The 26,319-nt window shown below is 42.2% G+C and carries 31 protein-coding genes; 15 read left to right on the top strand and 16 right to left on the bottom strand.

Features of this window, described 5'->3' with window-relative positions:
* Nucleotides 1-23 precede the first annotated feature (23 nt).
* On the top strand, nt 24-425 hold the full coding sequence (gene kapB / locus P6709_RS08605; RefSeq protein ID WP_278240484.1) for a sporulation phosphorelay system protein KapB: 402 nt from the start codon (nt 24-26) through the stop codon (nt 423-425).
* A 270-nt stretch (nt 426-695) separates the two neighbouring features.
* Here the strand turns inward: kapB and kapD are convergent, their stop codons facing one another.
* Nucleotides 696-1,319, bottom strand: a complete 624-nt coding sequence (kapD, locus tag P6709_RS08600) for a 3'-5' exonuclease KapD (RefSeq protein ID WP_278240483.1) — start codon at nt 1,317-1,319, stop codon at nt 696-698.
* Nucleotides 1,320-1,682: 363 nt separating this feature from the next.
* On the opposite strand from kapD, the gene P6709_RS08595 reads away from it, so the two are divergent.
* Both P6709_RS08595 and P6709_RS08590 read left to right on the top strand, forming a co-directional pair.
* The gene (locus P6709_RS08595) at nt 1,683-2,885 is read left to right on the top strand and encodes an MFS transporter (protein ID WP_278240482.1); all 1,203 of its coding nucleotides are present in this window, start codon (nt 1,683-1,685) and stop codon (nt 2,883-2,885) included.
* Nucleotides 2,886-2,912: 27 nt separating this feature from the next.
* Complete coding sequence (locus tag P6709_RS08590) at nt 2,913-4,763, top strand: transglycosylase domain-containing protein (protein ID WP_278240481.1); 1,851 nt, start codon at nt 2,913-2,915, stop codon at nt 4,761-4,763.
* A gap of 244 nt (nt 4,764-5,007) precedes the next feature.
* Here P6709_RS08590 and P6709_RS08585 read toward each other — a convergent pair whose 3' ends face one another.
* Nucleotides 5,008-5,577, bottom strand: a complete 570-nt coding sequence (locus P6709_RS08585) for a DUF5366 family protein (RefSeq protein WP_278240480.1) — start codon at nt 5,575-5,577, stop codon at nt 5,008-5,010.
* Nucleotides 5,578-6,003: 426 nt separating this feature from the next.
* Between P6709_RS08585 and P6709_RS08580 the strand changes: the two genes are divergently transcribed.
* Genes P6709_RS08580 through mnhG form a run of 7 tightly spaced genes read left to right on the top strand, consistent with a single transcriptional unit; the run spans nt 6,004 to nt 11,771 of the window.
* Nucleotides 6,004-8,409, top strand: a complete 2,406-nt coding sequence (locus P6709_RS08580; RefSeq protein WP_278240479.1) for a Na+/H+ antiporter subunit A — start codon at nt 6,004-6,006, stop codon at nt 8,407-8,409.
* Nucleotides 8,406-8,831 (top strand): Na(+)/H(+) antiporter subunit B, encoded by a 426-nt coding sequence (locus P6709_RS08575; protein ID WP_278240478.1) that lies wholly within the window; start codon nt 8,406-8,408, stop codon nt 8,829-8,831. The genes P6709_RS08580 and P6709_RS08575 overlap by 4 nt, the downstream gene beginning before the upstream one ends.
* Entirely contained in the window at nt 8,831-9,172 is a 342-nt protein-coding gene (locus P6709_RS08570) for a Na(+)/H(+) antiporter subunit C (RefSeq protein WP_278240477.1), read from the top strand. Before P6709_RS08575 ends, P6709_RS08570 begins: the two co-directional genes overlap by 1 nt.
* Nucleotides 9,165-10,646 (top strand): Na+/H+ antiporter subunit D, encoded by a 1,482-nt coding sequence (locus P6709_RS08565; RefSeq protein ID WP_278240476.1) that lies wholly within the window; start codon nt 9,165-9,167, stop codon nt 10,644-10,646. The genes P6709_RS08570 and P6709_RS08565 overlap by 8 nt, the downstream gene beginning before the upstream one ends.
* A gap of 6 nt (nt 10,647-10,652) precedes the next feature.
* Nucleotides 10,653-11,129: a Na+/H+ antiporter subunit E gene (locus P6709_RS08560; protein ID WP_278240475.1), complete on the top strand. Its 477-nt coding sequence runs from the start codon at nt 10,653-10,655 to the stop codon at nt 11,127-11,129.
* Nucleotides 11,129-11,410 (top strand): Na(+)/H(+) antiporter subunit F1, encoded by a 282-nt coding sequence (locus P6709_RS08555; RefSeq protein WP_278240474.1) that lies wholly within the window; start codon nt 11,129-11,131, stop codon nt 11,408-11,410. Before P6709_RS08560 ends, P6709_RS08555 begins: the two co-directional genes overlap by 1 nt.
* Nucleotides 11,397-11,771, top strand: a complete 375-nt coding sequence (gene mnhG / locus P6709_RS08550; RefSeq protein ID WP_278240473.1) for a monovalent cation/H(+) antiporter subunit G — start codon at nt 11,397-11,399, stop codon at nt 11,769-11,771. Before P6709_RS08555 ends, mnhG begins: the two co-directional genes overlap by 14 nt.
* A 15-nt stretch (nt 11,772-11,786) precedes the next feature.
* On the opposite strand, the gene P6709_RS08545 is transcribed toward mnhG, so the two are convergent.
* From P6709_RS08545 to P6709_RS08525, 5 genes are all read right to left on the bottom strand, one after another.
* Nucleotides 11,787-12,158, bottom strand: coding sequence for a DUF2188 domain-containing protein (locus P6709_RS08545; protein WP_278240472.1), 372 nt, complete (start codon nt 12,156-12,158; stop codon nt 11,787-11,789).
* 57 nt (nt 12,159-12,215) lie between these two features.
* Nucleotides 12,216-12,608 (bottom strand): hotdog fold thioesterase, encoded by a 393-nt coding sequence (locus P6709_RS08540; RefSeq protein ID WP_278240471.1) that lies wholly within the window; start codon nt 12,606-12,608, stop codon nt 12,216-12,218.
* Between the two features lie 124 nt (nt 12,609-12,732).
* Nucleotides 12,733-12,978 (bottom strand): hypothetical protein, encoded by a 246-nt coding sequence (locus tag P6709_RS08535; RefSeq protein ID WP_278240470.1) that lies wholly within the window; start codon nt 12,976-12,978, stop codon nt 12,733-12,735.
* Between the two features lie 90 nt (nt 12,979-13,068).
* Nucleotides 13,069-14,391, bottom strand: coding sequence for a Na+/H+ antiporter family protein (locus tag P6709_RS08530; RefSeq protein WP_278240469.1), 1,323 nt, complete (start codon nt 14,389-14,391; stop codon nt 13,069-13,071).
* Nucleotides 14,392-14,608: 217 nt separating this feature from the next.
* Nucleotides 14,609-16,117: a leucyl aminopeptidase gene (locus P6709_RS08525; RefSeq protein ID WP_278240468.1), complete on the bottom strand. Its 1,509-nt coding sequence runs from the start codon at nt 16,115-16,117 to the stop codon at nt 14,609-14,611.
* Between the two features lie 144 nt (nt 16,118-16,261).
* Here P6709_RS08525 and P6709_RS08520 point away from each other — a divergent pair, with 144 nt between their 5' ends.
* Nucleotides 16,262-16,741: a divergent PAP2 family protein gene (locus P6709_RS08520; protein ID WP_278240467.1), complete on the top strand. Its 480-nt coding sequence runs from the start codon at nt 16,262-16,264 to the stop codon at nt 16,739-16,741.
* A gap of 25 nt (nt 16,742-16,766) precedes the next feature.
* Complete coding sequence (locus tag P6709_RS08515) at nt 16,767-17,576, top strand: cobalamin-binding protein (RefSeq protein WP_278240466.1); 810 nt, start codon at nt 16,767-16,769, stop codon at nt 17,574-17,576.
* Nucleotides 17,577-17,611: 35 nt separating this feature from the next.
* Here P6709_RS08515 and P6709_RS08510 read toward each other — a convergent pair whose 3' ends face one another.
* The 5 genes from P6709_RS08510 to P6709_RS08490 form a co-directional block, all read right to left on the bottom strand.
* The gene (locus P6709_RS08510) at nt 17,612-18,268 is read right to left on the bottom strand and encodes a 3D domain-containing protein (RefSeq protein WP_278240465.1); all 657 of its coding nucleotides are present in this window, start codon (nt 18,266-18,268) and stop codon (nt 17,612-17,614) included.
* Nucleotides 18,269-18,435: 167 nt separating this feature from the next.
* Complete coding sequence (locus tag P6709_RS08505) at nt 18,436-18,762, bottom strand: YuiB family protein (RefSeq protein WP_278240464.1); 327 nt, start codon at nt 18,760-18,762, stop codon at nt 18,436-18,438.
* Between the two features lie 227 nt (nt 18,763-18,989).
* Entirely contained in the window at nt 18,990-19,112 is a 123-nt protein-coding gene (locus P6709_RS08500; RefSeq protein ID WP_278240463.1) for a YuiA family protein, read from the bottom strand.
* A 192-nt stretch (nt 19,113-19,304) separates the two neighbouring features.
* Nucleotides 19,305-19,796, bottom strand: coding sequence for an NUDIX domain-containing protein (locus P6709_RS08495; protein WP_278240462.1), 492 nt, complete (start codon nt 19,794-19,796; stop codon nt 19,305-19,307).
* Nucleotides 19,797-19,941: 145 nt separating this feature from the next.
* Nucleotides 19,942-21,156, bottom strand: a complete 1,215-nt coding sequence (locus P6709_RS08490) for an NAD(P)/FAD-dependent oxidoreductase (RefSeq protein WP_278240537.1) — start codon at nt 21,154-21,156, stop codon at nt 19,942-19,944.
* Nucleotides 21,157-21,517: 361 nt separating this feature from the next.
* Here P6709_RS08490 and P6709_RS08485 point away from each other — a divergent pair, with 361 nt between their 5' ends.
* Nucleotides 21,518-22,513, top strand: a complete 996-nt coding sequence (locus P6709_RS08485) for an NAD(P)/FAD-dependent oxidoreductase (RefSeq protein WP_278240461.1) — start codon at nt 21,518-21,520, stop codon at nt 22,511-22,513.
* A 70-nt stretch (nt 22,514-22,583) separates the two neighbouring features.
* Nucleotides 22,584-23,234 (top strand): SDR family oxidoreductase, encoded by a 651-nt coding sequence (locus P6709_RS08480; protein ID WP_278240460.1) that lies wholly within the window; start codon nt 22,584-22,586, stop codon nt 23,232-23,234.
* Nucleotides 23,235-23,399: 165 nt separating this feature from the next.
* Here the strand turns inward: P6709_RS08480 and P6709_RS08475 are convergent, their stop codons facing one another.
* The 4 genes from P6709_RS08475 to P6709_RS08460 all read right to left on the bottom strand — a co-directional run bounded on the left by P6709_RS08475 (nt 23,400) and on the right by P6709_RS08460 (nt 25,413).
* Nucleotides 23,400-23,645 carry a type B 50S ribosomal protein L31 gene (locus P6709_RS08475; RefSeq protein ID WP_278240459.1) on the bottom strand — a complete coding sequence of 82 codons (246 nt, stop codon included), beginning with the start codon at nt 23,643-23,645 and terminating at the stop codon, nt 23,400-23,402.
* Nucleotides 23,646-23,788: 143 nt separating this feature from the next.
* Nucleotides 23,789-24,550, bottom strand: coding sequence for a hypothetical protein (locus tag P6709_RS08470; RefSeq protein WP_278240458.1), 762 nt, complete (start codon nt 24,548-24,550; stop codon nt 23,789-23,791).
* A 6-nt stretch (nt 24,551-24,556) separates the two neighbouring features.
* Nucleotides 24,557-24,886, bottom strand: coding sequence for a PadR family transcriptional regulator (locus P6709_RS08465; protein ID WP_278240457.1), 330 nt, complete (start codon nt 24,884-24,886; stop codon nt 24,557-24,559).
* 164 nt (nt 24,887-25,050) lie between these two features.
* The gene (locus tag P6709_RS08460) at nt 25,051-25,413 is read right to left on the bottom strand and encodes a HesB/IscA family protein (protein WP_278240456.1); all 363 of its coding nucleotides are present in this window, start codon (nt 25,411-25,413) and stop codon (nt 25,051-25,053) included.
* A 181-nt stretch (nt 25,414-25,594) separates the two neighbouring features.
* Here P6709_RS08460 and P6709_RS08455 point away from each other — a divergent pair, with 181 nt between their 5' ends.
* Nucleotides 25,595-26,302, top strand: a complete 708-nt coding sequence (locus tag P6709_RS08455) for a DUF2225 domain-containing protein (RefSeq protein ID WP_278240455.1) — start codon at nt 25,595-25,597, stop codon at nt 26,300-26,302.
* Nucleotides 26,303-26,319 lie beyond the last annotated feature (17 nt).

Genomic DNA, 26,319 nt, shown 5'->3' with positions numbered 1-26,319 from the left:
GAAGCAATGAAGGGAGTGGTAAGATGTCAGAGATTGAAGTCGGTCAGATGGTAAGAGCCTTTTATAAAACCGGGGCTTATATCGGACAAATTACAGAAAATAAGGGCAGCCATGCAGTTGTTCAAATAAAAGAAGTACGCAAGCATCCAAAGCAAGGCGATCTCCACCATCCAAATGAAACTGAGGTGCCTCTATTTCACGAACGCAAGGCTCTTTCATTCAATGAACGAGCGAATATCCCCTTTACCATGATAAAGCCTTTTGATGAAGCACCAGGAGACTATTTTTCCAGCTTAAAAGACTCTGTTTCAGCCCTTGAACAGGAATTGGAAAGCAAATCGGGGGCGTATGAAGAAAAAAGCTATAAAGCGCTTCAGGAAGTAAAAAAAGAATACGCGCTTATGTACTCCATAGATTTTAATTGAAAGGCTCATTTTTATCTATGATCTCTTAGATTAAGCGTTTAAAAAGCGGAGACAAAACTCAAAAAAGTTTAAAAAATGAGGATATATTTATTACTAGTAGTAGGTGAGCGGAGCGGAAGGTGGAGACACCCTGCAGGACATGACGGTTGCTTCATACTCCACAAGGCAAAGCCTGAGGAGGGTTCAGCGCTATACCTGCAGAAAGCCGTCGCCTGAAGCGAAGTGAACCGGTCAAAGAGCTTGAGACACTTTTGTCCCAAGCTCTTCTTTTTATTGAACAAGCAGCTGCTGAAGCTTTGTGAAATCCACTCTTTCTCCCAATGTCGTCGGCTCCACTTTATTCAAGTAGCGCTTGTCCTTCTCTACCAGCTGGTAAATATGGTACGTAGTCATTGCGTCATCAAGTGCTTTATGATGATTGCCTACACCATCTCTTCCATATTCCTGTACTGCCTTCCATAAGCCTGTCTGATTCCGGTCTCCAAAAAAACGTTTGTATTCCATAGACAGGTCAATGAATTCACCGCTTAATGGAAAAGGAAGACGTGCGCGTTCACAATTTTGCCGGAGCACCTTCATGTCCATATTTCCCCAGGTAATTACTTTATTATGTCCGCCGTTATTCAGTGCTGCCAGCTTTTTCACAAGAGCAGCGAGGGTTATGCCCTGGTCAACATCTTCCTGCGTGATAGATAGAAAGGATCTGCAGCGTCGAGTCAGTCTTTTGAACACCCTTGGCTTAACGTAACTTGAGAATTCATTGGTTTCAGTTCTGTCCAGTATACTGATCAGGCCCACTTCTATAATCTCCGGAAAAAATCCTTTAGGTCCCCGGCCTTCAGGCATTGAGAATTCAAAATCAATAAATAGTAAAGCTGGTTCATTTCCCTTCATCTTTTTTCTCCTTTCTTTAAGACTGTTAAAGCCAGCCTTTAATCTTTAGATGCTGTTTACGAAGTGAGGCATGCATCCCTGTGGTCTTTCTCTTAAAAGCAGTGCTTGTCCTTTTTCATTCTATCGAAAACAGCTTATTTACAATCCTTTTCCAGCCGCCCTGACCAGCTGTTTATAAAATTATTATGTTTGATTATATCATGTTCAGGGAAGCAGAAGGAACTGAAGTCTGAATTTTCTTACGACAATTAACGCTTTCTTTCTGCAGTTGCACGCACCGTTTGATCCTGTATACTTATTTAGAAAGACGAAACATTATCTGCTTTTTTTCAGAAGCATGGACTTAAAAAGAAGGTGTACGTATTGACGCAGGAAAAAAAGAACCTGGTAATCATGTGGGTCGCAAACTTTTTAGTTGCTGCAAGTGCTACCATGGTTTTGCCGTTTTTATCACTTTATATCGATACAATGGGAAATTTTTCGTCCGAATATGTACAGAAATGGTCGGGCATGGTTTTTGGCATCACATTTCTTAGCGCTTTTATCGTTTCTCCAATTTGGGGAAGGTTTGGAGACCGGTTTGGCTATAAGCCGATTTTGTTAATAACAGGATATGGCATCGCGATTTCCATTTTTTTAATGGGCTTTATTCAAACTGTTGAAGGATTATTTATTCTCCGGCTGTGTATGGGATTAGTCACCGGTTTTATTCCTACATCACTTGCCTTCATTTCTTCTCAGACACCCCGTCATATTGCAGGCCGCACCCTCGGAACTCTTCAAATGGGAACGGTGTCCGGAAGTTTACTAGGCCCTCTCATGGGAGGCATTCTTGCAGATGCATTCGGCTTCAGCTATACATTTCTCATTACAGCTGTTTCTATTACACTTGCTGCGACAGTTGTTCTAATAGGTATTTCAGAAAAGAAAAAATCAGCCGATACTAAAGATGAAACCGTTTATACACGAAAACAAGTTTTTAACCATATTACAAGCCATCGCCTTTTGCTGACAGTTATGGCTCTTTCTTTTTTAGTTCAAATGGCAAACTTCAGTATTCAGCCGCTTCTTGCCTTGTATGTGGGCGGCCTTACCTCGGCATCCAATATTGCTTTTTTATCCGGACTGGCGTTTTCCGCAACCGGCTTTGGAAACCTGATTGCCACACGCTCCTGGGGAAGGCTGGGTGATAAAATCGGCTATGAGAAGGTGCTGACACTACTGCTGATTTTGTCCACTTTATTTATTATTCCCCAGGCACTTGTAACGGAGCTTTGGCAGCTTGTCATTTTACGGTTTTTATTCGGGATGGCAATAGGCGGAATTATTCCGAGTGTTACGGCTTTTATCCGTCATGCTGCTCCTGTTTCTATGCAGGGAGAAGTGCTAGGATACAATCAGAGCTTTCGATTTTTGGGAAATGTCATCGGTCCGACATTTGGTGGAATTGTGTCAGGATTTATTGGCATTTCAGCTGTTTTTTATGTAACAGGCGGATTATTCCTGTGTGCATTCGGTCTTTTATGGTGGAGTCGAAAACAAACGGCTTCTGTTCAACAACTGTAGGTTATATTTAGAAACGAGTGAATAATTATGCGCATGACCATAGGCTATATCACAATTGGGCTCCTGCTCCCACTATGTCTGTTTTTCTGGATTGGAACGAATAAGGAGTATCAAAGTGTTTTAACATTTAATGAGGCTCTTTCTGCAACTATTGACGTGGAGCAGTCTTTCCCAAGCCAGACGAGTTTTTTGGTGGATAAAAACGGTGACCGGTTCTCCCAGGGGTCGTCTGAATTGCGCTACTATGCAGAAGAAGACCAGATTCCTGATTTTTTAAAGGACATTATCATCTATTCTGAAGATCGGAATTTTTATGATCATATCGGATTCGACGCAGGTGCCATCATACGTGCTGTCGTTAAAAACCTCGTGTTTACTCATATTCAGCAGGGGGGCAGCACGATTACCCAGCAGCTTGCACGTAATTTGTACCTGACACAGGAAAAAACATATAACCGTAAATTAACCGAGCTTGTTTATTCTTACGAGCTTGAACAATCGCTGACAAAAGATGAAATTTTGCAGGGGTATTTTAATATTATTTATTTCAGCAACGGGGTGTATGGCATACGTGCGGCTTCTCTGTACTATTTTCAGCAGGAACTGGAGGAATTGTCTTACGCACAGCTCGCGTTTCTTGCTGCTATACCCAATAATCCTGGTAAATATGACCCGATTGATCACTTTGATGCGGCAAAGGAGAGACAGGAGCGGCTTATTGATTTGATGGTGGCCGAAAACAAGATTCAGAAGGATGAAGGGCACAAAATAAAGGCTGAAAAAATCAGTCTCGACATCTATGAATCCATCGATCTGTATCCCGATTATGCCGTCTATGTGGAACATGAATTAATGAAATTAATTGCTCTTACTGAAGGCTATGCTAAAAAAATTCAGCAGGCAGATTCAGACGATGAGGCAAATCGGATTCAAAAAGCTTTGAATGAGCGCACAAATCAGGTCCTGCAGTCTGGCGTAACCATTCACACTGCCCTTGACCCCGTCCTTCAGCGCCGGAATATCCAGGCCGTTCAGAATAATCTGCCCTATGAAGGTGTTGAAGGCGCAAGCGTCATAATCCGAAATGCTACTAGAGAGATCGTCTCTGTAGCAGGAGGCAAAGACTATCAAAAATATAATTTCAACCGTTCGTTTCAGGCGGTCAGGCAGCCAGGCTCTGCGATTAAACCGCTGCTTGTCTATGGCCCTTATATTGAGCATACCCAGCCCGCTCTATCTCAGATTGTCGATGCAAGCAGCTATTGCCAGGAGGCGTACTGCCCGGAAAACTACGGAGGTGCCAACTATAATGATGTAACGCTATCGACAGCTTTTTTTCTCTCCCTTAATACTCCTGCAATCCGCTTACTTGAAAGGACAGGTGTAGAAGAAGCACATCAATATTTAACGCCCTTCGCCTTCAAACACGTGGAGAAGCGTGACGAAACACTGGCTTCTGCTGTTGGAGGATTTACCTATGGCATGACGCCTCTTGAAATGACAGATGCCTATACAAGCTTCATTGATGGGACCTACACAAGATCCCATGCGATTGTAAACGTAACAGATGATCAGGGGAATATCCTTTATGAATGGCCCAAAGAACCTGTAACCATCTGGTCTCCTCAGACAACGTCCAAATTAAGAGACCTGCTCTCACAAGCAGCACTGAGAGGTACAGGAAAGCCTGCTTACGTCAACAAACCTTACGTAGGAATCAAAACCGGAACAACCAATCAGTACTTTGATTATTGGACGATAGGATTAACAGATGAATTCACAACCGGCGTATGGGTAGGCCATGATCTGCCCCAAAGTATGGAAAAGATCGAATATAACAGGCCGGCCCATGCTATTTGGCGGGAGATCATGCAGTAAGAAGCAGGGACTGGCATGCAGGTGTCCGATCGATTCTTTTCACCTTAGATAGAGGGGGAATATATCCAGCACAAAAATAAGCTGAGTTTTAACTGAAAAAGGGGTAAAAATGAGGCGAAATAGAAGTAGTAAGAGGTAAGTGCAGCGGAAAGCGTCCGACTGAAGCGCAGCGAAACGGTCAGCGAGCCTGAGACACTTTTGTCCCAGGCTTTTTTTTGACCTGAAAGACAATCAGATTCTTCCTTTAAAGCTGATCGAGGATCGGCAGGCTGGCCATAAGGCTATTGTAAAGTTTAACAATTACATAAAGAATGCTGGAAACCAGCACAGACCAAATAAGGACCTCAAATAAGATCACACCAATGGTTCCAGCTGTAGTCAATGTTGTGCTTGTCTTAACAACAAAATAAACAAAATAGATAAATGAGGTAACCAGGAAAATGCTGACCAGGCCAATAAAGGATTTTAAGCTCGCCACACTTGCCAGAGAGCCGGCAAAATAAATAATTGAGCCTGACCGGACAAGCTGCAGCACCTTCCCTTCCCGATCTCTCGAGAAGAAAAGTAATGCAACTTCATTGATTGTTTCCGCAATTAGCTTTAGTGCCGCAAAAACCATAAAAAACAGGATCATCAGCATGATCAAAATGAATAGTTTAAGTTGAATATCCGATAAAAATTCGCGCATCCCAGCATAAATTCCGATGCCTTTAAACAGGTCCACACATACTCCAACCCCGTAAACGGAAAAGGTTAAGCTGAACATCAGTATTGAAAAAAGCGGAAGATAGCCGGTTAAGTATGTATTTTTCATGATTCTCTCCTAGGATTTAACTTACAGTGTTCTCTTTCATATTAATCGTTTGGGATAGGAATGAAAAGGAAATTTTGATTTTCTGAGAACCCATGCCCACTTATAATGTTAAAGCGGTGGATTCTTTCGCCGGTTAATAAGAGAAAACCATGCCGCGAATTTCGACAATTTTATTAAATTCTATCCCTTTTTATTCTCTTTCTTCATATATATAAGCGGATTAGAACGCCGTTATTCATAGACTTTCAGGCATGCACAGATTGTTTATTTACGTTATACTTCTATTTACACAAACAAAATGATCAAATCACAAAGGACTGCGTATGCAGATATGAGCTGCTTACTAATGTAGTCCTTATTTACATGTGTAGCCTCTTGTTATATGGGGAAATCTAATGTGATGAATGTATTAAGGAGGGATTTTCGTTGTCGTTGCTTCATCTAGCCATAGTCCTGCCTTTTCTGGCGGCAGTTTTCATCCCTTTTTTGTTTAAGGGTTTGAGAAACATTCATACGGGATGGTTTGTTTTACTCGTTCCGCTATTGCTTTTTATTTACTTTGTTCAATACCTCCCTGTTACCAGGGACGGTGAAACTGTTACGAAAACGTTGGAATGGATTCCCTCACTGGGGATTAATTTTATTGCGCACGTTGACGGGCTGGGTTTGTTATTTGCCATGCTGATTACAGGTATCGGCGCACTTGTTGTCCTTTATTCGATTTATTACTTAGCGAAAGAAAAAGAAGCACTGCACAATTTTTATGTCTATCTGTTGATGTTTATGGGCGCCATGCTCGGAGTTGTTCTTTCAGATAACTTAATCGTGCTATACATGTTCTGGGAATTTACCTCTATTTCCTCTTTTCTTTTAATTGGATATTGGTACGATCGGGAACGGTCGAGATACGGTGCACAAAAGTCCATGCTGATTACGGTCTTTGGCGGACTTTCCATGCTGGGGGGAATAGTTCTTCTCTACTTAATGGGCAATACCTTCAGCATTCAGGAATTAATCGGTCTGTCAGATGTATTAATTACTGATCCATTATTTATTCCCGCATTGATTTTAATCTTACTGGGAGCCTTTACAAAGTCCGCACAGTTCCCATTTCATATCTGGCTTCCTGATGCGATGGAAGCCCCTACGCCAGTCAGTGCGTATCTACACTCTGCCACGATGGTAAAAGCGGGAATCTATCTTGTAGCCCGGATGAGTCCTGTATTTGCAGAATCGGGACTATGGCTGTGGCTGGTTGCCGGTTTTGGGATTTTCACCTTGTTCTGGGGTTCCTTTAATGCAGTCAAACAAACCGACCTGAAAGCCATTCTGGCTTATTCCACGATTAGTCAGCTGGGGTTAATTATGTCCCTTCTTGGCGTAGGTGCAGCAGCCCTGCATTATGATTATCTGGATGACAATATTTATATGGTCGCAACCATCGCAGCAGTCTTTCATTTAATTAATCATGCTACCTTCAAAGGAAGCTTGTTCATGATGGCAGGGATTGTCGATCATGAAACAGGCACCAGGGATATCAGAAAGCTTGGCGGTCTGGTCAATCTGATGCCAATTACCTTTACAATTGCGATCATTGGATCCTTTTCAATGGCAGGACTTCCTCCATTTAACGGGTTCTTAAGCAAAGAAATGTTCTTAACCGGCATGCTTTCTGTCCTTGAGCTTGATCTTTTTAATTTAAATACATGGGGCATTTTATTCCCTGTTATCGCCTGGATTGCGAGCGTGTTTACGTTTGTTTACAGCTTAAAGCTCGTATTTAAAACGTTCCTTGGCAAACCGCAGTTTGATCAGCTGCCGAAAAAACCTCATGAAGCGCCGATTGGTATGCTCATTTCGCCGCTAGTATTGATTTCAATGGTCGTCCTGTTCGGGTTCTTCCCGAATCTGCTTTCCAACAGTATGATCAAACCGGCTGTCGAAGCGATCCTTCCAAGTCTTGTTGACGCAGGACAGGAAGTGGATGTTCATATTTATTTCTGGCATGGTTTTCAGCCTGAATTATTTATGACACTCGGCATTATTCTTTTTGGAATTGTTTTATACTCTACCCTCGCGAAATGGCAGGGCGTGTATAACCGCATTCCGGAACGATTTACATTAAACGGCCTTTATGACCGCGGCCTTGCCCGAAGCGAGTCAGGGGGCTACCGTTTAACCAGCGGTGTTATGACTGGATTCATGCGAACCTATTTGGTTTACATCTTTTCATTCTTTACCGCGATTCTTTTATCAACTCTTATTATCAAAGAAGGCATTGTTTATGATACATCCGGACTTGCAGCAATCCAAAGCTACGAGGTCATCCTGGCACTCGTTCTGGTAGCAGGAGCCGTGACTATTCTTTTTGCAAAATCCCGCCTTACTTCTATTGTAGCGTTAGGCGTTGTGGGATATTCTGTTGCCCTGTTCTTCGTATTATTCAGAGCGCCGGATTTGGCTCTTACACAGCTTGTTATTGAAACGGTGACGGTTGCGTTGTTTCTGCTTTGTTTTTACCATTTGCCTGAAATCAGCAGAAAAGAAGAACGGATGCGATTCCGATTCGGAAATGCGGTTCTATCCGTGCTTGTCGGCGCTACGATGACACTGATTGCCCTGTCTGCTTTCAGTCAGCGTTCTGATGAATCCATCTCTCAGTATCATATTGACAATGTGTATGAACTTGCAGCAGGAGGAAATATGGTCAACGTAATTCTGGTGGATTTCCGGGGCTTTGATACGCTGTTTGAAATCTGCGTACTGGGGGTTGGTGCACTTGGCATCTATGCAATGGTCCGGTACCGCACGGCAAGGAGTGAAAATGAATGAAAAAGACCAATGATCTGATTTTACAAACCGTAACGAAAGTCATTTCGTTTATCATCATCTTATTCTCCATTCATTTGTTCTTTGCCGGCCATTACACACCCGGAGGCGGATTTATCGGAGGATTAATGACAGCAGCTGCTCTTGTACTGCTGCTGCTGGCTTATGATATAAAGACACTGGATAAAATACTGCCGTTTGATTATAAGCTTATGACGGCAGCTGGATTATTAATTGCTGTATTGACAGCAGCTGGTTCATTGTTATTTAACGTTCCTTTTTTCACACATGCTTATGACTATTTTGATCTTCCTTTATTAGGTGAAACATCTCTTCATACAGCTGTTTTATTTGATATAGGAGTGTACATGGTGGTAATCGGCATAACAATGACCATTATTCAAACGATAGGGGAGAGTGAATAATGGAATTTCTAATGTGCATTATAGTCGGAATTCTGTTTGCCAGTGCCGTCTATCTGATTTTATCTAAAAGCTTATTAAGAATTATTATTGGTACAGGCCTGTTAAGTCACGGTGCTCACTTGCTGCTTCTTACAATGAGCGGATTGAAAACCGGGGCTGCACCTGTGCTGAGTGACAATGTAACATCTTATACAGATCCACTGCCTCAGGCACTTGTTCTGACAGCCATCGTGATCAGTTTCGGGGTCACCGCCTTCTTCCTGGTACTTGCTTATAGAACGTATCAGGAGCTCGGGACGGACAATATGGAAGAAATGAGAGGTACAGAAAGCCATGATTAATTTACCTTTGCTTCCTATTTTAATTCCACTGCTGGCTGGCGTAATCCTAATGTTTTTCCCGAAACGCATTAAGGCGCAGCGCACCATTTCGATTATTTCAACCGTTGCTACCATAGCAGCATCAGCAGTACTTATAGCGGAGATCAGACAAAATGGGATTCAAACACTGAATCTTGGAAGCTGGCCGGCTCCTTTCGGGATTCCCTTAGTATCCGATATGCTGTCTGCTCTTTTGGTGCTTACTACGGGTATCGTAACGCTGGCTGTGATCTGGTACTCTATTTACTACCTTGAGGACGAATACGAACGATATTTTTATTACATCGCCGTTCAGTTTTTAATGGTTGGATTAAATGGAGCATTCACTACAGGCGATATCTTCAACATGTTTGTATTTTTCGAAGTGTTCTTAATTTCCTCTTACCTGTTAATTGTTTTAGGAGGAAAAAAAGCACAGCTGCGTGAGTCAGTTAAGTATGTACTGATTAATGTAATATCCTCTGCATTATTTGTAGCAGCCGTTGCTTTTCTGTACGGAGTAGTCGGAACGCTGAATATGGCCGATGTTTCGGTTAAAATTGCAGAATTAAATGACCCGGGAATTATTACCGTTATCGCCATTTTCTTTTTGCTTGTGTTCGGGCTTAAAGGTGCGATCTTTCCGTTGTATTTCTGGCTCCCGGGTTCTTATCACGCTCCGCCTATACCGGTACTTGCTTTATTCGGTGCATTATTAACCAAAGTCGGTGTGTACGCCATCATGCGTACGTATACCTTATTCTTTTACCATGATACAGGCTACACCCATATGATTTTAGGTGTGCTGGCTTTGTTAACAATCGTCATAGGTTCAATAGGCGCACTGGCTTACAAAGATGTTAAAATGATTATTATTTACAACATCATTATTGCAGTAGGCGTCATTTTGTACGGTGTTGCTGTTATGACACCAGATGGGCTTGAAGGAGCTGTCTTCTACCTGCTTCATGATATGATTATCAAAACAGCGCTTTTCCTATTGATCGGAATTATGATGGCCATTGCAGGATCAAGTCATTTAAAATCCATGGGCGGCATGATCAAAGAATACCCGTGGATTGGCTGGACATACTTTGTCGCAGCTCTCTCTCTTGCAGGAATCCCTCCACTCAGCGGTTTTATTGGAAAACTGCTCATTGTACGCGGCGGATTTGATGCCGGAGAAATGATTGGACCCCTAATTATTCTGGGATCAAGCTTAATTGTCTTATATTCCGCAATGAAAATTTTCACAAATGGCTTTTGGGGAACGCCAAAAGAGTATACAGGAGCAAAAGCACATCTTGCTTCGCGTCTGTGGATCCCTGCAGCTGTACTAATGGTTATTGCCATTGCATATGGCGTAGGAGCAGAAGCAGTTAGACCGTTTATCACTCAAGCTGTCGAACCGCTCATCAACCCTGCAATCTATATAGAAGCCGTGCTAAAGGAGTAATGTGAAATGGCATTTCAACTTTTATTAAATTTCTTTTTGGCGTTCCTGTGGATGTTCTTAGAAGGTTCGTTTACCGTTTCAAGCTTTATTATTGGCTTTTTCTTAAGCATGATCGTTGTCTTTGGAATGAGACGATTTCTTAGCGGACGGTTTTATATTCTGAGAGTAATTGCGATTATCCGATTAACTTTCATGTTTTTATGGGAGCTGATTAAAGCCAATTTTGAGGTTCTAGCTATTGTTTTAAAACCAAAAATGGATATGCAGCCCGGGATATTTAAATACGATACAAATTTAAAGCGAGATTGGGAAATAACGCTCCTGTCCTTGTTAATTACGTTAACTCCCGGCACATTGGTAATGGATATCTCTGATGATAATGAAACGCTGTATATACACGCTCTTCATATACCTGATGTTAAAAGCGCCGTTTCTTCTATAAAAGAAGGATTCGAGAAAGCCATTATGGAGGTGAGCCGATAATGTTTACCTTAGTTGTTTCGCTCTCTCTTGTTGCTGTCACATTGTCTATGATAGGGATTGTTTACCGAGTCATCAAAGGCCCTACTACGCCGGACCGTGTCATTGCCCTTGATTCTCTTGGAATCAGTTTAATATCCGTTATTGGACTTATTTCCGTATTGATGAGAACAAGCGTCTTTTTAGAAGTAATCCTGCTTTTGGGGATTTTAGCGTTTATTGGGACAGTCGCCTTTTCCAAATACCTAGAGAAAGGGGAGATTATCCAACGTGAGCGAGATTAATGATTATGTCATCATGTTCTTTATCCTCGTCGGTGCTTTTTTTAGTGTTGTTACAGCGATTGGGTTAATCAGGCTGCCTGATATCTACTCCCGGACGCACGCCGCTTCTAAAAGCGCTACACTTGGGGTAATGTGTATTCTTATTGGTACTCTCCTCTTCTTTTGGACAGAAGAAGGCTTCTTTAACTCCCGTGTAGTTCTCGGCATTTTCTTTGTCCTGATTACTGCCCCGGTTGGAGGTCATTTAATCGCCAGAGCCGCTTACAACAGCGGAGTCAAGCTTTGGAGTAAATCAATACAGGATGATCTTGCAGATAAAGAAGAAAAATTTGAATCAAAAAAAGAAGGATCCCGCCAATAGCGGAATCCTTCTTTTTTAATGGTCATACAATGTTTGTTCAACTGACCCGTCACCCGTGTAAATAACCAGTTTACCGTTGTGCTCCGATACATACGGCTTTGCTTTGTCTTCCAGCTGACTTTTTGTGCTCTCCACAAAAATAGCTCGGTCTTTTCCTTTTTGCTTCAGCTGCCAGCCGTCCTTATGAGTCGAAATTTCATATACTGGCTGGTCTTGATCGCTTCCCTGTACAGATTTTTCTGCACGGTCTGTCGCGATTGCAATGACTCTGCTTTCCTCGTAATTCTCTTCTCTCAAAAGAGCATTGCCAATTTCAATTGCTTTACTCCTGACATCAGCGTCTAAGTTCTTCCAGGAATCCGGATAATCATTTTTCGTCCAAGGCATAATCTTCACCCTTTCGATATGATAGTTCTATGTTTCCACGAAAGGGTGTTTCTAAACTTATTTTTTCTCAACCACCGCTACTGTACATCTGGAAATACACAGCAGCTGCTCCTGTTCATCCACGATTTTAACTTCCCAAACCATCGTCGTTCTTCCCTGATGAATCGTTCTGGCTCTCGCGGTAACCACACCATCTTTTTTAGATTTAATATGATTCGCATTGATTTCCAGACCGAAGCAAGCATGTGTCTCTAAATTGATTAAAGCGACTGAACCGTAGCTTGCTACAGTTTCTGCCAACGCAACGGAAGCGCCGCCGTGAAGAAAGCCAAATGGCTGTCTGGTTCGCTCGTCCACCGGCATGGTTGCTACGACTTCTCCTTTTTCAATCGAGGTGATCTCGATTCCTAATGCCTCTAAAAGTGTTCCCTTTGCATTGTGTTGGTCCATTGGCTACCTCTCCCTTACTCTTTGTCTCTTTCATCTTGACGAGTAGAATGGGAAAAATCAAGAACAAAACAAAAAACCCCGGCGCTTGTTCAGCGCTCAGGGTCACAATATAATTGATAGTCTTCTACCGGTAGTAAGGATTATATGGTCCCGGGCCATAGCCTCCAGGTGGATATCCCGGCTGGAAACCAGGCTGATAAAATGGAGGCGGATATGGAGGATAATAAGGTGGGCGAGGGCGTACAAGTGCACCGCCAAGGGCCCCGCCAAGCAAGCCTCCTAAAAATGGAGCCACAAAAAATGGTGCTCCAATAAATCGGCTGCCCCCATAACCTGAACGATTATAGTTGTAAATAGGATAATTCGGCATTCTTCTCCCTCCTTCTTCTTTCCTTATATAAATATGTGAAAAAAGAAGGAAGAGGCTGGGCAAACGCTTGAATTGAGAAATCAGCCTAACTTATAAAACCAGTGCCGCAATCCAGCCAAAAAGAATGAGCGGAATATTATAATGAATGAATGTCGGAACACATGTATCCCAAATGTGGTTATGCTGTCCATCTGCATTCAGGCCTGCTGTGGGGCCAAGTGTACTGTCAGAAGCGGGAGAACCTGCGTCGCCCAGTGCACCCGCTGTTCCAATCAATACGATGGTAGCAAGCGGACTGAATCCAAGCTGCGCCGCCAATGGAACAAAGATAACCGCAATAATCGGAATGGTGGCGAAAGACGATCCGATTCCCATCGTTACTACAAGACCGATCAACAGCATTAGAATCGCGGCGAGCGAACGGCTGTCGCCAATTATATTAGAAGCACCATTTACGAGATTTTCAACATCGCCTGTCTCTTTTAAAATGGCAGCAAATCCATTTGATGCGATCATGACAAAACCAATAAAAGCCATCATTTTCATGCCATCAGTCATCAACTGATCCTGATCCTTCACCTTTACGGTTCCGAAAATAAATAGAACAGCCAGCCCGACAACTGCTGCAAACACCATCGATTCAATGAAGGTCTGAACAGCCAGTGCAGCGACAATTGCAAGAACCGTTACCGCCAGATCCTTGGTGCTAATCGCTGTTTCACCCACATGGTCCGTTGAACTGATAACCTTTTCCTCATATTGTCTTGGTTTACGGTAGGTCACAAAAACAGCAATCACTAGTCCGATCACCATTCCCGCTGTCGGAATAAGCATCGCCTGTGGGATCGTTGAAGCATCAATAGCAAGCCCGCTAAGTTCCATATTTTCTGCAATCGTATTATGAAAAATCTGTCCAAATCCGTACGGCAGCAAAATATAGGGAGCCGTCAATCCGAAAGTAATCACCGTTGCAATGAGCCTCCGATCCAACTCAAGTTCATTCATCACCAGCAAAAGCGGCGGGATTAAAAGAGGGATAAATGCAATATGAACCGGAACAGCATTTTGAGATAAACAAGATATAAACAAAATGGCAAGGACAATCAAAACTTTCGGAAGTGCCTGTCTTCTGGAATCTTCTTTTCTGCTGACTATCTTTACAATTTTGTCAACCAGCAGCTTTGGCAGTCCTGTATACGAAATTGCCACTGCAAACCCGCCCAGCAAAGCATAGCTTAGTGCAATATTTGCTCCGGCACCTGCACCTTCAGAAAAAACGGTGACAAGCTCATCAATAGTAAGACCCCCGATTAAACCACCTGCCACTCCTCCAATAACCAGCGCAATTACAACATTAATCCGGAGCAGACTCAAAACAAGCATAATTAAAACCGCAATAATAACAGCATTCAAACCAATCAGCCTCTCGATCTATAAATTAACTCTTTAGTATACTAAACAAGTAACGTGTTAAACCCTCCCATACATTATCAAACCCCTCTCCCTGTGTCAACGAAAGGGCAAAAAGTCGGAATGTTTCTTCACATTACCGCACAAAAATGGGCCTGTCCCCTTTTGTGCGGTAATGTGAAAAAGGCTCCACAACGGGAGCCTTTTTCATTCAACCTTTTTATTTATGCTTAAGAGAAAATTGTTCGATCAGGAGAGCCAGTGTACGGGTCATGGCTCCTGTTGCGCCTGCTGGTCCAAGGTGATGAGCAGATTTTGTGGTCGCCGTTCCTGCGATATCAAGGTGAACCCATGGTGTACCCTCTGCAAACTCTCCAATAAATGCCCCGGCAAAAAGAGCGTGGCCGTCTCTGCCCGGCGAGTTATTAAGGTCTGCTACAGGTGATTTGCGAACACGATTTTTATCGCCTTCCGTATATGGCAGCTGCCAGATAAATTCGCCTGCTTCAGCTGATGCTTCAAGCACCTGCTCAAACAATTCTTCGTTGTTCGTAAGTGCACCTGTCTTATCCAGTCCGAGTGCTACGATTACACCGCCTGTCAGTGTAGCAACGTCCACAATATAGTTGGCGCCGTGCTGCTTCGCGTAGGTTACTCCATCCGCAAGAGCAAGACGTCCTTCAGCGTCTGTATTTAAAATTTCAATGGTTTTGCCGCTTAAAGAAGTAATAACGTCATCAGGTTTAAAGGCCTTTGAACTGACCATATTATCTGTAGCCGGAATCACTGCGACAACATTTTGCTCAGGCTGAAGACGGCCAATCACTTCCATTGCGCCAAGAACAGCTGCGGCTCCACCCATATCTGCTTTCATTCCGACTATGCCATCTTTTGGCTTAATGGAATAGCCCCCAGTATCAAATGTAATGCCTTTTCCAACAAGGCCCAGTACATCTGTCCATTCGTCTCTTCCTTTGTGCTTAAGCACGATCATTCTAGGCGGTTCTGCTGATCCCTGGTTTACTGCAAGCAAAGCGCCCATTCCCATTGATTCCATTTCTTCTTTGCCAAGAATCTCACTTTCAAAGCCATATTTCTCAGCTAATTCAACTGCATAGTCTGCCATCTTGGAAGCAGTCAGCATATTAGCAGGCATGTTGACCAATGTGCGCGCAGAGTTTGTTCCTTCCCCCAATACAAACCCTACTTCCAGGGCAGCCGTCATTTCCTGTTCGTCTGTATGGGTCCAGACGGAAATGGCTTCAAGCGTCACTTCCGGCAAATTAGGCTTTTTACGGTATCCTTCAAATTCATAGCTGGATAAAGTAATGCCTTCTGTTAATGCCTGTCCTGCATCAGATGGTTCGATTGCCATAGACAGGAAGCTGTCTATGGCAACAGAAACGCTTGAGACTCTGCTGTTTTTCAATACTTTTCCCAGCGCACCAAAGCTCTCACGCAATCCGTCTATCGTCAGCTCCTTCTGGTTTCCAAGTCCTACAAAAATAATGCGTTTTGCATTGCTTTTTCCGAGCATCGGCAATTTTGTAATCGTTTTGGCTTTTGTTGAAAGATCTCCTTCCTTAACAAGCGCGGTTAATTCTCCATTGAGCTCCTTGTTCAGCTCTTCTAAAATGCCTTCAAATTGTGAAGATTTGTTCCATAACCCTACAACTAAGTAATCGTGTGAAGATTCAAGCGGGTTTTCGTTATGTACGGACCATTTCATTTCAAAACACCTCCACTTTTTATTATACCTAAAAGTGCATTCGATTTCGATTTACGGACCGCGCATTCACGAATAACCATATAAAATATGATATAATAGCCCAAACAGATTGAGTATTTGCAGTAGAGAGGGTGCAGTCATTTCATGGAACTATTTACGAATTTTCCGCTTTGGGCATCACTGTTTGCCATATTATTTGCTCAGGTTGTAAAAGTACCGATTCAATTCATTGCCACTAGAAAAGTGGACTGGTCCCTCGTAACTTCAACTGGCGGCATGCCCAGTTCTCACTCAGCTGCGGTAACTGCTCTCGCCACAGCGATCGCACTCGAATCCGGACTTTCATCCCCGGTATTTGCATTGGCTACGGTTTTTGCGATTATCACCATGTTTGATGCTACAGGTGTGCGTTTTCAGGCAGGCGAACAGGCCGCAGTCATTAATCAGCTTTTGAAGGACTTTAACAAATTTGTTTCGGAAGCAAAAGGGTGGACGGAAAAAGATGAAGAAGAAAAAAGAAAAGAGCTTAAAGAGCTTTTAGGTCACAAGCCGGTGGAAGTTTTCTTTGGCGGACTAACCGGGATCCTTCTTACATTGCTGATCCATTATTTATTAACACTATAACGACGATGAATGGCAGGTGTTTTATTTGAGAATTGCATCACTGTGTCCCAGCAATACAGAACTTTTGCATTATCTCGGGTTAGCACCATCTTTAATTGGTGTGGATGACTTTTCTGACTGGCCTGAAAGCATTGAACATTTGCCAAGACTGGGACCTGATTTATCAATCGATATAGACCGGTTGGAGGGGCTGGAACCTGATCTGATCGTGGCTTCGTTAAGCGTGCCCGGTATGGAAAAGAATATAGAAGAGCTTGAAAAAAGAAAACTTCCGTATATCGTTTTAAATCCTCAAACCCTGGAGGAAATCGGTCAGGATCTCCTGACGCTTGGAAAAGCTGCCCGCTGTGAAGAAAAGGCTTCAGAGGTTCATTCACACTATCTTGCTATTTTGGAAGAATTCAATAAAGCTTCCCAATCTGTTTCCAGCAGACCTTCTTTATACTGGGAATGGTGGCCTAAACCGGTCTTTACGCCAGGCGCTGTAAATTGGCTGACAGAAGTCAGTTTACTAGCAGGCGGTGTGAATGTGTTTAAAGACGTTGAACTTGCCAGTATCCAAACAGATTGGCAGGATGTATATGACCGCAGCCCTGACCATATTTGCCTGGCATGGGTCGGTGTCAGAAAAGAAAAAATAAAACCGGAGCTCATTCTTAAGAGACCTCAGTGGACGGAGCTGAAAGCAGTGAAAGAAAACAGGATACATATTCTAGAGGAAGACCTCTACTGCCGTCCCTCCCCCCGTTTGATTGAAGGAATCTGGAAGCTTGGACGCCTGCTGCATCCTCAGCAGTATAAATCAATATCACTGCCTAAACTATTCACATCATAAAAAAACGAAGCACAGCCCTCGCTGTGCTTCGTTTTTTATTTTGGTTCGTTTAATGAGAGAAGCTCTTTTTCCGTAAAAGTGCCCTCCCCTTCTTTAATGACATAGACGTCTACTTGCTGTTTGCCCCATTCATTAAATACTTCATCTACAGTATCGTAGTACAAATCAATAATGTTTCCTTTAATGGCACTGCCTGTATCAGCCACTACTCCGTATCCATAGCCCGGGATAAATAAAATTGAACCAATTGGAAAAACTTCTGGATCTGCAGCAATGGTAGAATACGTGTCTCTTACTACCTCAACACCGGAAAACGTAATTCCGTATAGGTCATCGCCCGGATTTTTCCCAGTCGACTCCTCCCCGGCTGTATAGCCTGTAGCGGTAACCGCCTTTGAAGGATAGCTTTTAATATGATCAGGCACGGCTGAAGGATCACTTGAAAGTAATCTCGTGGCTATATAATTATGCGTATATTCATTTTCAGCCATAGTTTTTGCTTGAAGCATAAGATCCCTGTCTTCAAGCAGCAAATTGGTCAGAACGTCTACACTTTGCATCTCTTCATCAGGATGCTCGATTGTATACGACTCCGTCACCTCAGCTTTTGTACTGGAAGGAATAAAGAGGACAACCATAGCTACAGCAAAAATAGCTGCCAAGTGCGAGGCAAAATGATTAGATTTCGTCAATCTGGTATCACTCCTTTCAAACTAGTATTTACCCAAATAGATGGTTAGTAATCCTCTTTTCATGAAGATTGTCCCATATCCATCGATTTAATAAAGAGCTTTTAGAGTGATAAACAGCTAACGATATTATTAGGAGAAATAAAAAAACTCCGCCATTTGGGGGAGCTTTAAAACATTCGATAACCGTTAGCACGAAGCCACCGCATTACCAGTCCTGCAATAATGGCACCGGCCATACCTGCAGACAATATTAATATATCGGCTAAAGCTAAGGAAGAAAATCGGCTTCCCAATGCTGTAAAGGACTCACCAGGAGCACGGAAATATTGAATAAAGCGAACCTCATCTACAATTAAAATTGTAATGACTGGATAAATGACAGCCATAATCCAGGTCATGCGAAGAAGCATATTTAATAAAAAACCGATGCCAAAAAACAGCACCAGAAAAAGAAGCATCGAGATTAATAATTGCGCGATTCCAAATGTCCCCAAACGACACACCTCCACATTCACTTCAACAGTCTACCTTATTTAACGGGCAGGTGCAATAAATCCTGAGGATAATTCATTCAGTTGTCACAAACGCCAGCAGCCTGCCTGCAGAGGTGAATTTAGCTCTATAAGGAGATTTTCATTGATGTGTGATGTACACTTTTCCAAATAAAAAACCCGGAGCCTAAACAGGACCGGGTTTACGTGTATAGTTGAGTGAGGCGTTTTTATTTCTTTCCATTTCCTCCACATGACGGGCATGTTTCTGATCCGCCTAATCTTAATTGAAAGTAGCCTTGCCCTGAGCAATATTCACATGATTTATTTGAATTTCGTTTTATTTTATTCATAAGGAGCATCCCCTCTCTGATGTGGTTGAGAGTAACTATAGCACGCCCCATAATAAAGTGAAAAGGGCCAAAAAAGGCAATAATAGTCCATGTAAGCGAATACATATAGGGGTTTTCTCTCTTTTTCTTTAATTATCAGAAAATTTAGAACTGTAAGGATATTTCGATTTTTGTTCACATTTGAGGATCCCCTCATCCTAAAAAGAGGTGGTAAGAGGTATAGTCAAAATGGTCTCCTGGATTTACCAGCGGGCTTCTTTTTAAGCCCTGCGAACGCATATGCTGAATCATCGCAGGAATCATTTGAGAGACACGAGGGTCTTTTTCAAGCTTATGAGGTGACATCCATTGAACTTCTGCAATTTCCCCTTCCTGGGCTTGAAGCGAGTGAATCTGCTTTCTGCATACAAGAGAAAAGATGATCATATTATCGCTAATTTCAGCACCTATGACTCCACTTCTTAATCCAATCACTTCTCCAACTTCTGCCTTCACACCTGTTTCTTCTAAAACTTCGCGTTGAACTGCCTGATCTGCAGTCTCCCCTGCCTCCACAAACCCTGCAGGCAGCGACCAGACTCCTTTCAGGCCGCCGTACTTCTTTTTAACGACGAGCCATTCACCCTTCTCATTCAACACCAGCCCTGCAACAGCCAACCAGACATTTTCTCTCTTTTTTTTCATATCATTATAATCTCCCCGTCAAAGTTTATAGATTGATTCATCACGGTCCAGCTTATAATATGCAACATACTTCAAAAAGGCCGAACCTGAACAAGTTTTTTGCATTTTACTATAGAAAAAAGAGCCGCGAAAGCAGCTCTTACTATTATAAAATATTTAATTTTCCTTTTTTAAATACAAGTCCTGGTCCACCAAGAATAAGAAGGGCACGGTTGTCGATCACTTTTTTCATGATCGCAGCACGTTTGCCTGTAATCTTTCTGCCAAACACTTCGCCAATTGCTTCGTTTCCGCCTAAAGAACATACTGTTCCTTTTAAGTCAGGAGCGAATGGCTCAAGCTCTTCCCCTTTAAGAAGGGCAGTGATGTTATGAGCGATATGTGCTCCCTGCTGCATAGCGATCTGAGCAGTAGGAGGGAATGGACGGTCATTTTCAGGGTTGATCATCAGTGCACAGTCCCCAACGATAAATACATTGTTATGACCAGGGGCACGAAGATCAGGATCTACTTTAATACGTGCTCTCATATTTTCAAATCCAGCTTTTTCAATGATTGGATTTCCTCTTACGCCGGCAGCCCAAACGACTGTATGAGATTTAATTTCTTCAAACTGATCTTCATCTCTTTTGATTTTCACACCTTCAGGAGTTGCTTCCACAACAGGCGTTCCAATCGAAAACTCAATGCCTTTGCTTTCAAGATGAGAAACAGCGTAATCAACAAGCTCTTTATCAAATCCAGGCAATACCATTGGAGCTGCTTCTACACATAAAATCCGAACGGCTTGCGGATCAATATCGTATTCAGCACATAGTTCAGGAACACGTTCCCCAAGCTCGCCCAGGAACTCGATTCCTGTAAATCCGGCTCCTCCGACAACAATTGTTAAACGGGAAGGATCCTTTACTTCTTCCATGCTGTAAGTCGCAAATTGATATTCAATATGTTCGCGAATTTGACGCGCTGCTTTAATATTGGCAATGGAGAATGCATGTTCTTTTAAACCGGGAATGCCAAACGTTTCGCCTTCAAATCCTAGTCCTACTACTAAATAATCATAGGCAATTTCGGATTTGTCGGTAATGACTTTTTGTGCAGCAGTATCAATGTTTTCAACACTTGCTTTGATAAAGTTTACTTTCCCTTTATCCAAAACACCGCCAATGTCATATCTTACTTTATCATGGTGCATCGTTCCTGCTGATGCTTCGTGCAGCCAGGTTGTTTCATAATGGTAATCATTTTTATTAACTAAAATAATATCTGCATTATCTGCACTGACCATTTTTTGAAGCTTAGTAATAACGGATAATCCTCCATATCCTGCTCCCAGGACAACTACTGTAGGTCTCTTCACTCGGATCACTTCACCTTTACATTGTATTGCGATGGTGGTTAAGGCGCCATCGCGAAGCCCATATTTAAATAGTTTGTGATAATATTCACGAAAGAAAATAGCAAACCTCTCTCGTGTTTCTATGATCTGCATAGTATCTTACCCAATCATAGCCCTTTTTTGTCAAGTTTTCAAGGTTTATGATGGAAATCAGAATACTTAGATAGTCTTGCTACAGATGCCTATTGATTTTATCTAAAGTACAGCAGGAAAGTGGGCTTTAAAAAAAGAGTATGATAAAATACGTAAGGTGTAAAAGTTTATTATAGGCAAGAAATCGCCTTTTAAAAGGGATGGTTTCATTTATATGGAGGGATTAAGAATGAAAGAAGATACAAAGATCTACGACATTACCGTAATTGGCGGCGGTCCGGTCGGGCTGTTTACAGCTTTTTATGGCGGAATGCGCCAGGCCAGTGTGAAAATAATTGAAAGCCTGCCTCAGCTGGGCGGACAGCTGTCCACTTTATATCCGGATAAATATATTTATGATGTTGCAGGGTTTCCAAAAGTACGCGCACAGGAGCTCGTCGATAATCTTGAAGAGCAGATGTCGCGTTTTGAGACAACTGTCTGCTTAAACCAGGAAGTCGTCAATGTAGAAAAATTGGAAGACGGAACATTTACTTTAACAACAAACGACGAAATCCATCATACCCGCACGATTATTATTACAGCAGGAAATGGTGCATTCCAGCCAAGAAAACTGGATCTGGACGGATTAACGGATTTTGAAGGCAAAAACCTTCATTATTTTGTCCCAAATCTGGAAGAATTCACAGGACGCAATGTAGTGCTTTGCGGCGGCGGCGACTCAGCGGTAGACTGGGCCCTTATGCTTGAACCGATTGCAGCCTCTGTCACTCTTGTCCACAGAAGAGATAAATTCCGTGCACACGAACACAGTGTTGAACAGCTGATGAATTCCAGCGTGAATATTATGACTCCATATACCCCTGTTGGCTTTGAAACGCTTGAAGATCAAATCAAGTCTCTCACGCTTCAAAAAGGACGCGAAGAAGAAACCATTACGGTAGATTTAGATGATCTTTTAGTAAATTACGGCTTTATTTCGTCATTAGGCCCTATTAAAAACTGGAGTCTAGAAATAGAGAAAAATTCCATTGTGGTTAACTCCCGTATGGAAACGAATATACCTGGGATCTACGCAGCGGGTGATATCTGCACCTATGACGGCAAAGTAAAATTGATTGCATCCGGTTTTGGAGAAGCACCTACGGCCGTAAATAACGCAAAAGCATCCATTGATCCAAAAGCCCGTGTGCAGCCAATGCACAGTACATCGATGTTTGAATGATCCTGCGTTTAGGTCATCACCTGACGGGTAAATATAAACTAAATATATTTAATTTGAAAGGTGATGTCTTATGCACGTATTAGTAATTGGAGCAAACGGAACTACAGGTTCAATGGTAGTGGAAAAGCTTGCGAAGAGTGAGCAGCATTTAGTTAAAGCCATGATCCGCAAAACAGAGCAGGCGCCTAAAATGGAAGAGCTTGGCGCGAGACCAATTATCGCTGATCTTGAAAGTGAATTTGACTATGCGCTTGAAGATGTAAACGCAGTGATCTTTGCTGCTGGTTCAGGTCCTGATACAGGTGCAGAAAAAACAACTGCAGTCGATGAAGAGGGAGCGAAAAAAGCGGTCGATTATGCCAAAGAAAAAGGCGTCGAGCGTTTCATTATGCTAAGCTCTATAGGAGCCGATGACCCATCTGTTGCATCAGATAACGAAACATTCCATCACTACCTGCAGGCCAAACACAACGCAGATGAACATTTAAAACAGAGCGGACTGGATTATACTATTATCCGTCCTGTTGGGCTGGAAGATGAACCTGCTAAAGGAAAAATTACAGCAAGCAAAAGTCTTGCCAACAAAAAAGGCACGATCACGCGTGAGGATGTCGCCACTGTTCTGGTAGAATCTCTATTGATAAATGGATTGAAAAATAAGTCAATCGAAATTGAAAACAGTGACGAAAGTGATATTGTTCCGGCACTTGAAAAATTGTAATTTCCTAAATAAAAACCAGAGCTGAATTTTTTCAGCCCTGGTTTTTTTTATATTCTCCTTAAAGGTATGCTTAAGCACCCCCCTCCTCGGAGGAAAGCGTCAACCGTAAGCAACGAGAACCATAAAAAAAGTCTGAGACACGTTTGTCCCAGACTCCATAAACATTTATTTTCTATTATACTTTTTATTAAATCGTTCCACTCTTCCGCCTTTATCCGCAAACTTTTGTTTGCCTGTATAAAAGGGATGCGTGTCTGAACTTACTTCCACCTTTAAAAGTGGGTACGTATTTCCGTCCTTCCACTCAATTGTCTCTTGAGACTTCTTTGTAGAACCGGTTAAAAATGAAAACCCGCTGTTTGTATCTATAAACACAACTTTTTGATAATCAGGATGCTGATTTTTCTTCAAAGTAAATCCTCCTTTATTCAAAATCGTAATGATTACGATTTGATTATTATTTTATTAAAACATACTTTTATATTCTTCGCAACCTATGGACAAATAGTCAGGGCCCTAGATATTTTATAAGGACATCCTGACTGGTAAGTCAATCAATTTTGCACCTTTATTTTTCTTTTATAAAGAAAAATCATACCAGAGCCTACGATCAATGTAAGAACGATAATCCCGATTATAAAAACATTGGGATTGCTATTGATTTCATCCGAAAAATATCGAAACGAAACAGCCTGCAGACCGATAAAAGCAGGAACAAAGATCGTGATCCATGTTTTCGTATAGATGGCAGATGCGATAAACAGAGCAAGGCAAATTGCAATAATAATCGTGTTTTGGAGCGGGGTTGCAACAAAGAAAGGTTGGGCTGAGTGACTTTTCATCCATAATAACAACATCACGAATATGCCGGTAACAAAAATATTTGCGCCGAAAATCAACACCATTCCCCAAAAGGACTTATATAATGAAGGCAGGACTCTGCACATCACTAACCCGTAGACAAATACGCCAATAGCTGCTCCGCCTAAAGCAAACCACAGAATAATACTGGACAGGGCAAACGTCCCTTCAATGGCAGGACCAAAGCTGAAGTAAGCTGCAATCAGCAGTATCATCATTGGAATCAATACGGCCATCTGTTTTCGATCTGTTTTCATTTCGTTAGAAAGACTTTTCATGTACTTCCTGGGGCTTTTGCCGACTATGTTAGCGATATCCTTTCCCTGCTCCTCTGCTCTCGTTAAATGAATTTCAAGTTCTTCTGTGATTTCGTCAATCTCCTGATCCTTCTTGCCTTTTGAAATTAAATACATTCGGAGCTCTAAAATAAATTTTTCTGATTGTTTTGACAGCATCCCAATTCACATCTCCTCTTTTTTTAATACCTTGTTTACTGTCTTGTTTAATTGATTCCACCTCTGATGAAAAAGTAGCAGCTCTTGCTCCCCTTTCTCAGTTAATGAGTAATATTTCCTCTTTGGACCTGCAGTTGACTTTCTAAGTGTTGTAGCAACAAGCTTTTCCTTCTGCATTCGGAGCAATAATGGATAAATCGTTCCTTCACTGAATGAAGTAAATCCATACGATTCAAGCTTAGCAGCGAGTTCATATCCGTATATTTCTCCTTCTTTTATGATAGCTAAGAGACAGCCATCTAAAATCCCTTTTAGCATTTGTGTCTGATCAGCCATACATTCAGCTCCTTTTACCTTGTAATACAAGAGTTATCATCATTCTTATATACCTTGTAATGCAAGATATAAAAATAGTATAGCTTTTATTATCTTGCATTACAAGGTATACATCTAAAAAAATCCTTCAACGAATTTAATTCGTCAAAGGATTTTGAAGTATATTAGCAATTTTCAGGTGTTCCTTTTTTTGTAGCAGTAGTAAATGATGAACCACAGCCACATGATGCAATGGCGTTCGGATTTTCAATCGTAAATCCGCCGCCCATTAACGATTGTTTATAGTCAATTTCAGTTCCTCTTAAGATGTCTGCGTCTTCTGTTTTCACCAGCACGCGGATGCCATGATGCAGCTCTTCTCGATCTTCCGCATCCACTTCGTGCTCAAAGCCCATCCCATAGGAAAGACCGCTGCAGCCTCCGCCTTTAACCGCTACTCGAAGATAGGCATTTTCTTCCTCGGCTTCTTTCATCATATCTTTCACCTGAAGCGCTGCAGCTTCGGACATTTTGATTACTTGTTCCATCGTAGCACCTCCGTAAATTCCTTCGTATACGTAGTATAGCTTTTTTATCCATTTGTCTCAACCATTTGGATTTTTTCTTCCTGCCTGCTCTTTTAAAAAATTTTATAAAAAACATACCTTTAGACCCATTAAATGATAAAATAGCAAGTATATAGCACTATCCAATGAAGGCGGTGGAAAAATGGAAGTTTCTCCAATCTATACGAAATCAATCACATGCCCCTTGTGTAACCACAAATTCTCATCTTCTAAGACCCGGTCCCGCTTTCTAAAAATAGAAGGGCATCAAAGCGATCTGCGTCCGATTTATCAAAATGCAGAACTGGATCCAAACCTTTACCACGTGCACGTCTGCTTTTCTTGCGGATACTCCTTTACGGAAGATTTCTCTCCTTATTTCCCTCCAAATACTAAACAAAGAATTCAGGATGCTCTCAATAGCAATTGGAAGCCACAGGACTTTTCGGGTGTCCGGCAGCATGGTCAAGCGATAGCGTCCTTTAAGCTTGCCATTTTTTGCGCACTATTAAAGAATGAAAAGCAGGTTATAATCGCAGGTCTGTATTTGCGGCTCTCTTGGCTTTATTCAACCATTCAAAGCAATGACCAGCAAAAAAGATTTCAGCGCCTTGCACTCCATTCCTACAAGGAATCCTATTCAATCGGAGATTATACAGGCACCAAAATGTCTGTAGAACGTCTCCTTTATCTTGCTGCTGATCTTTCCCTTCAATTAAGTGAAGAGCAGGAAGCAACCACCCTATTTTCTAAGCTGATTGAACAGCAAAATGCAGCCACTGAACCAAGAATCGTCAAGCTTGCTAAAGAACGCTGGCAGACGTATCGGGCAGAAAAAAACAGTCAAAGTATTCAACCTTTTACGTCATGAAAAAAAGCACTCTGCAA

This window comes from Jeotgalibacillus sp. ET6, from assembly GCF_029667115.1.
In the GTDB taxonomy this organism is placed as follows: domain Bacteria; phylum Bacillota; class Bacilli; order Bacillales; family Jeotgalibacillaceae; genus Jeotgalibacillus.
Note: the sequence above shows the minus strand (reverse complement) of the source record. Positions and strands in the feature narration are given on the sequence as shown.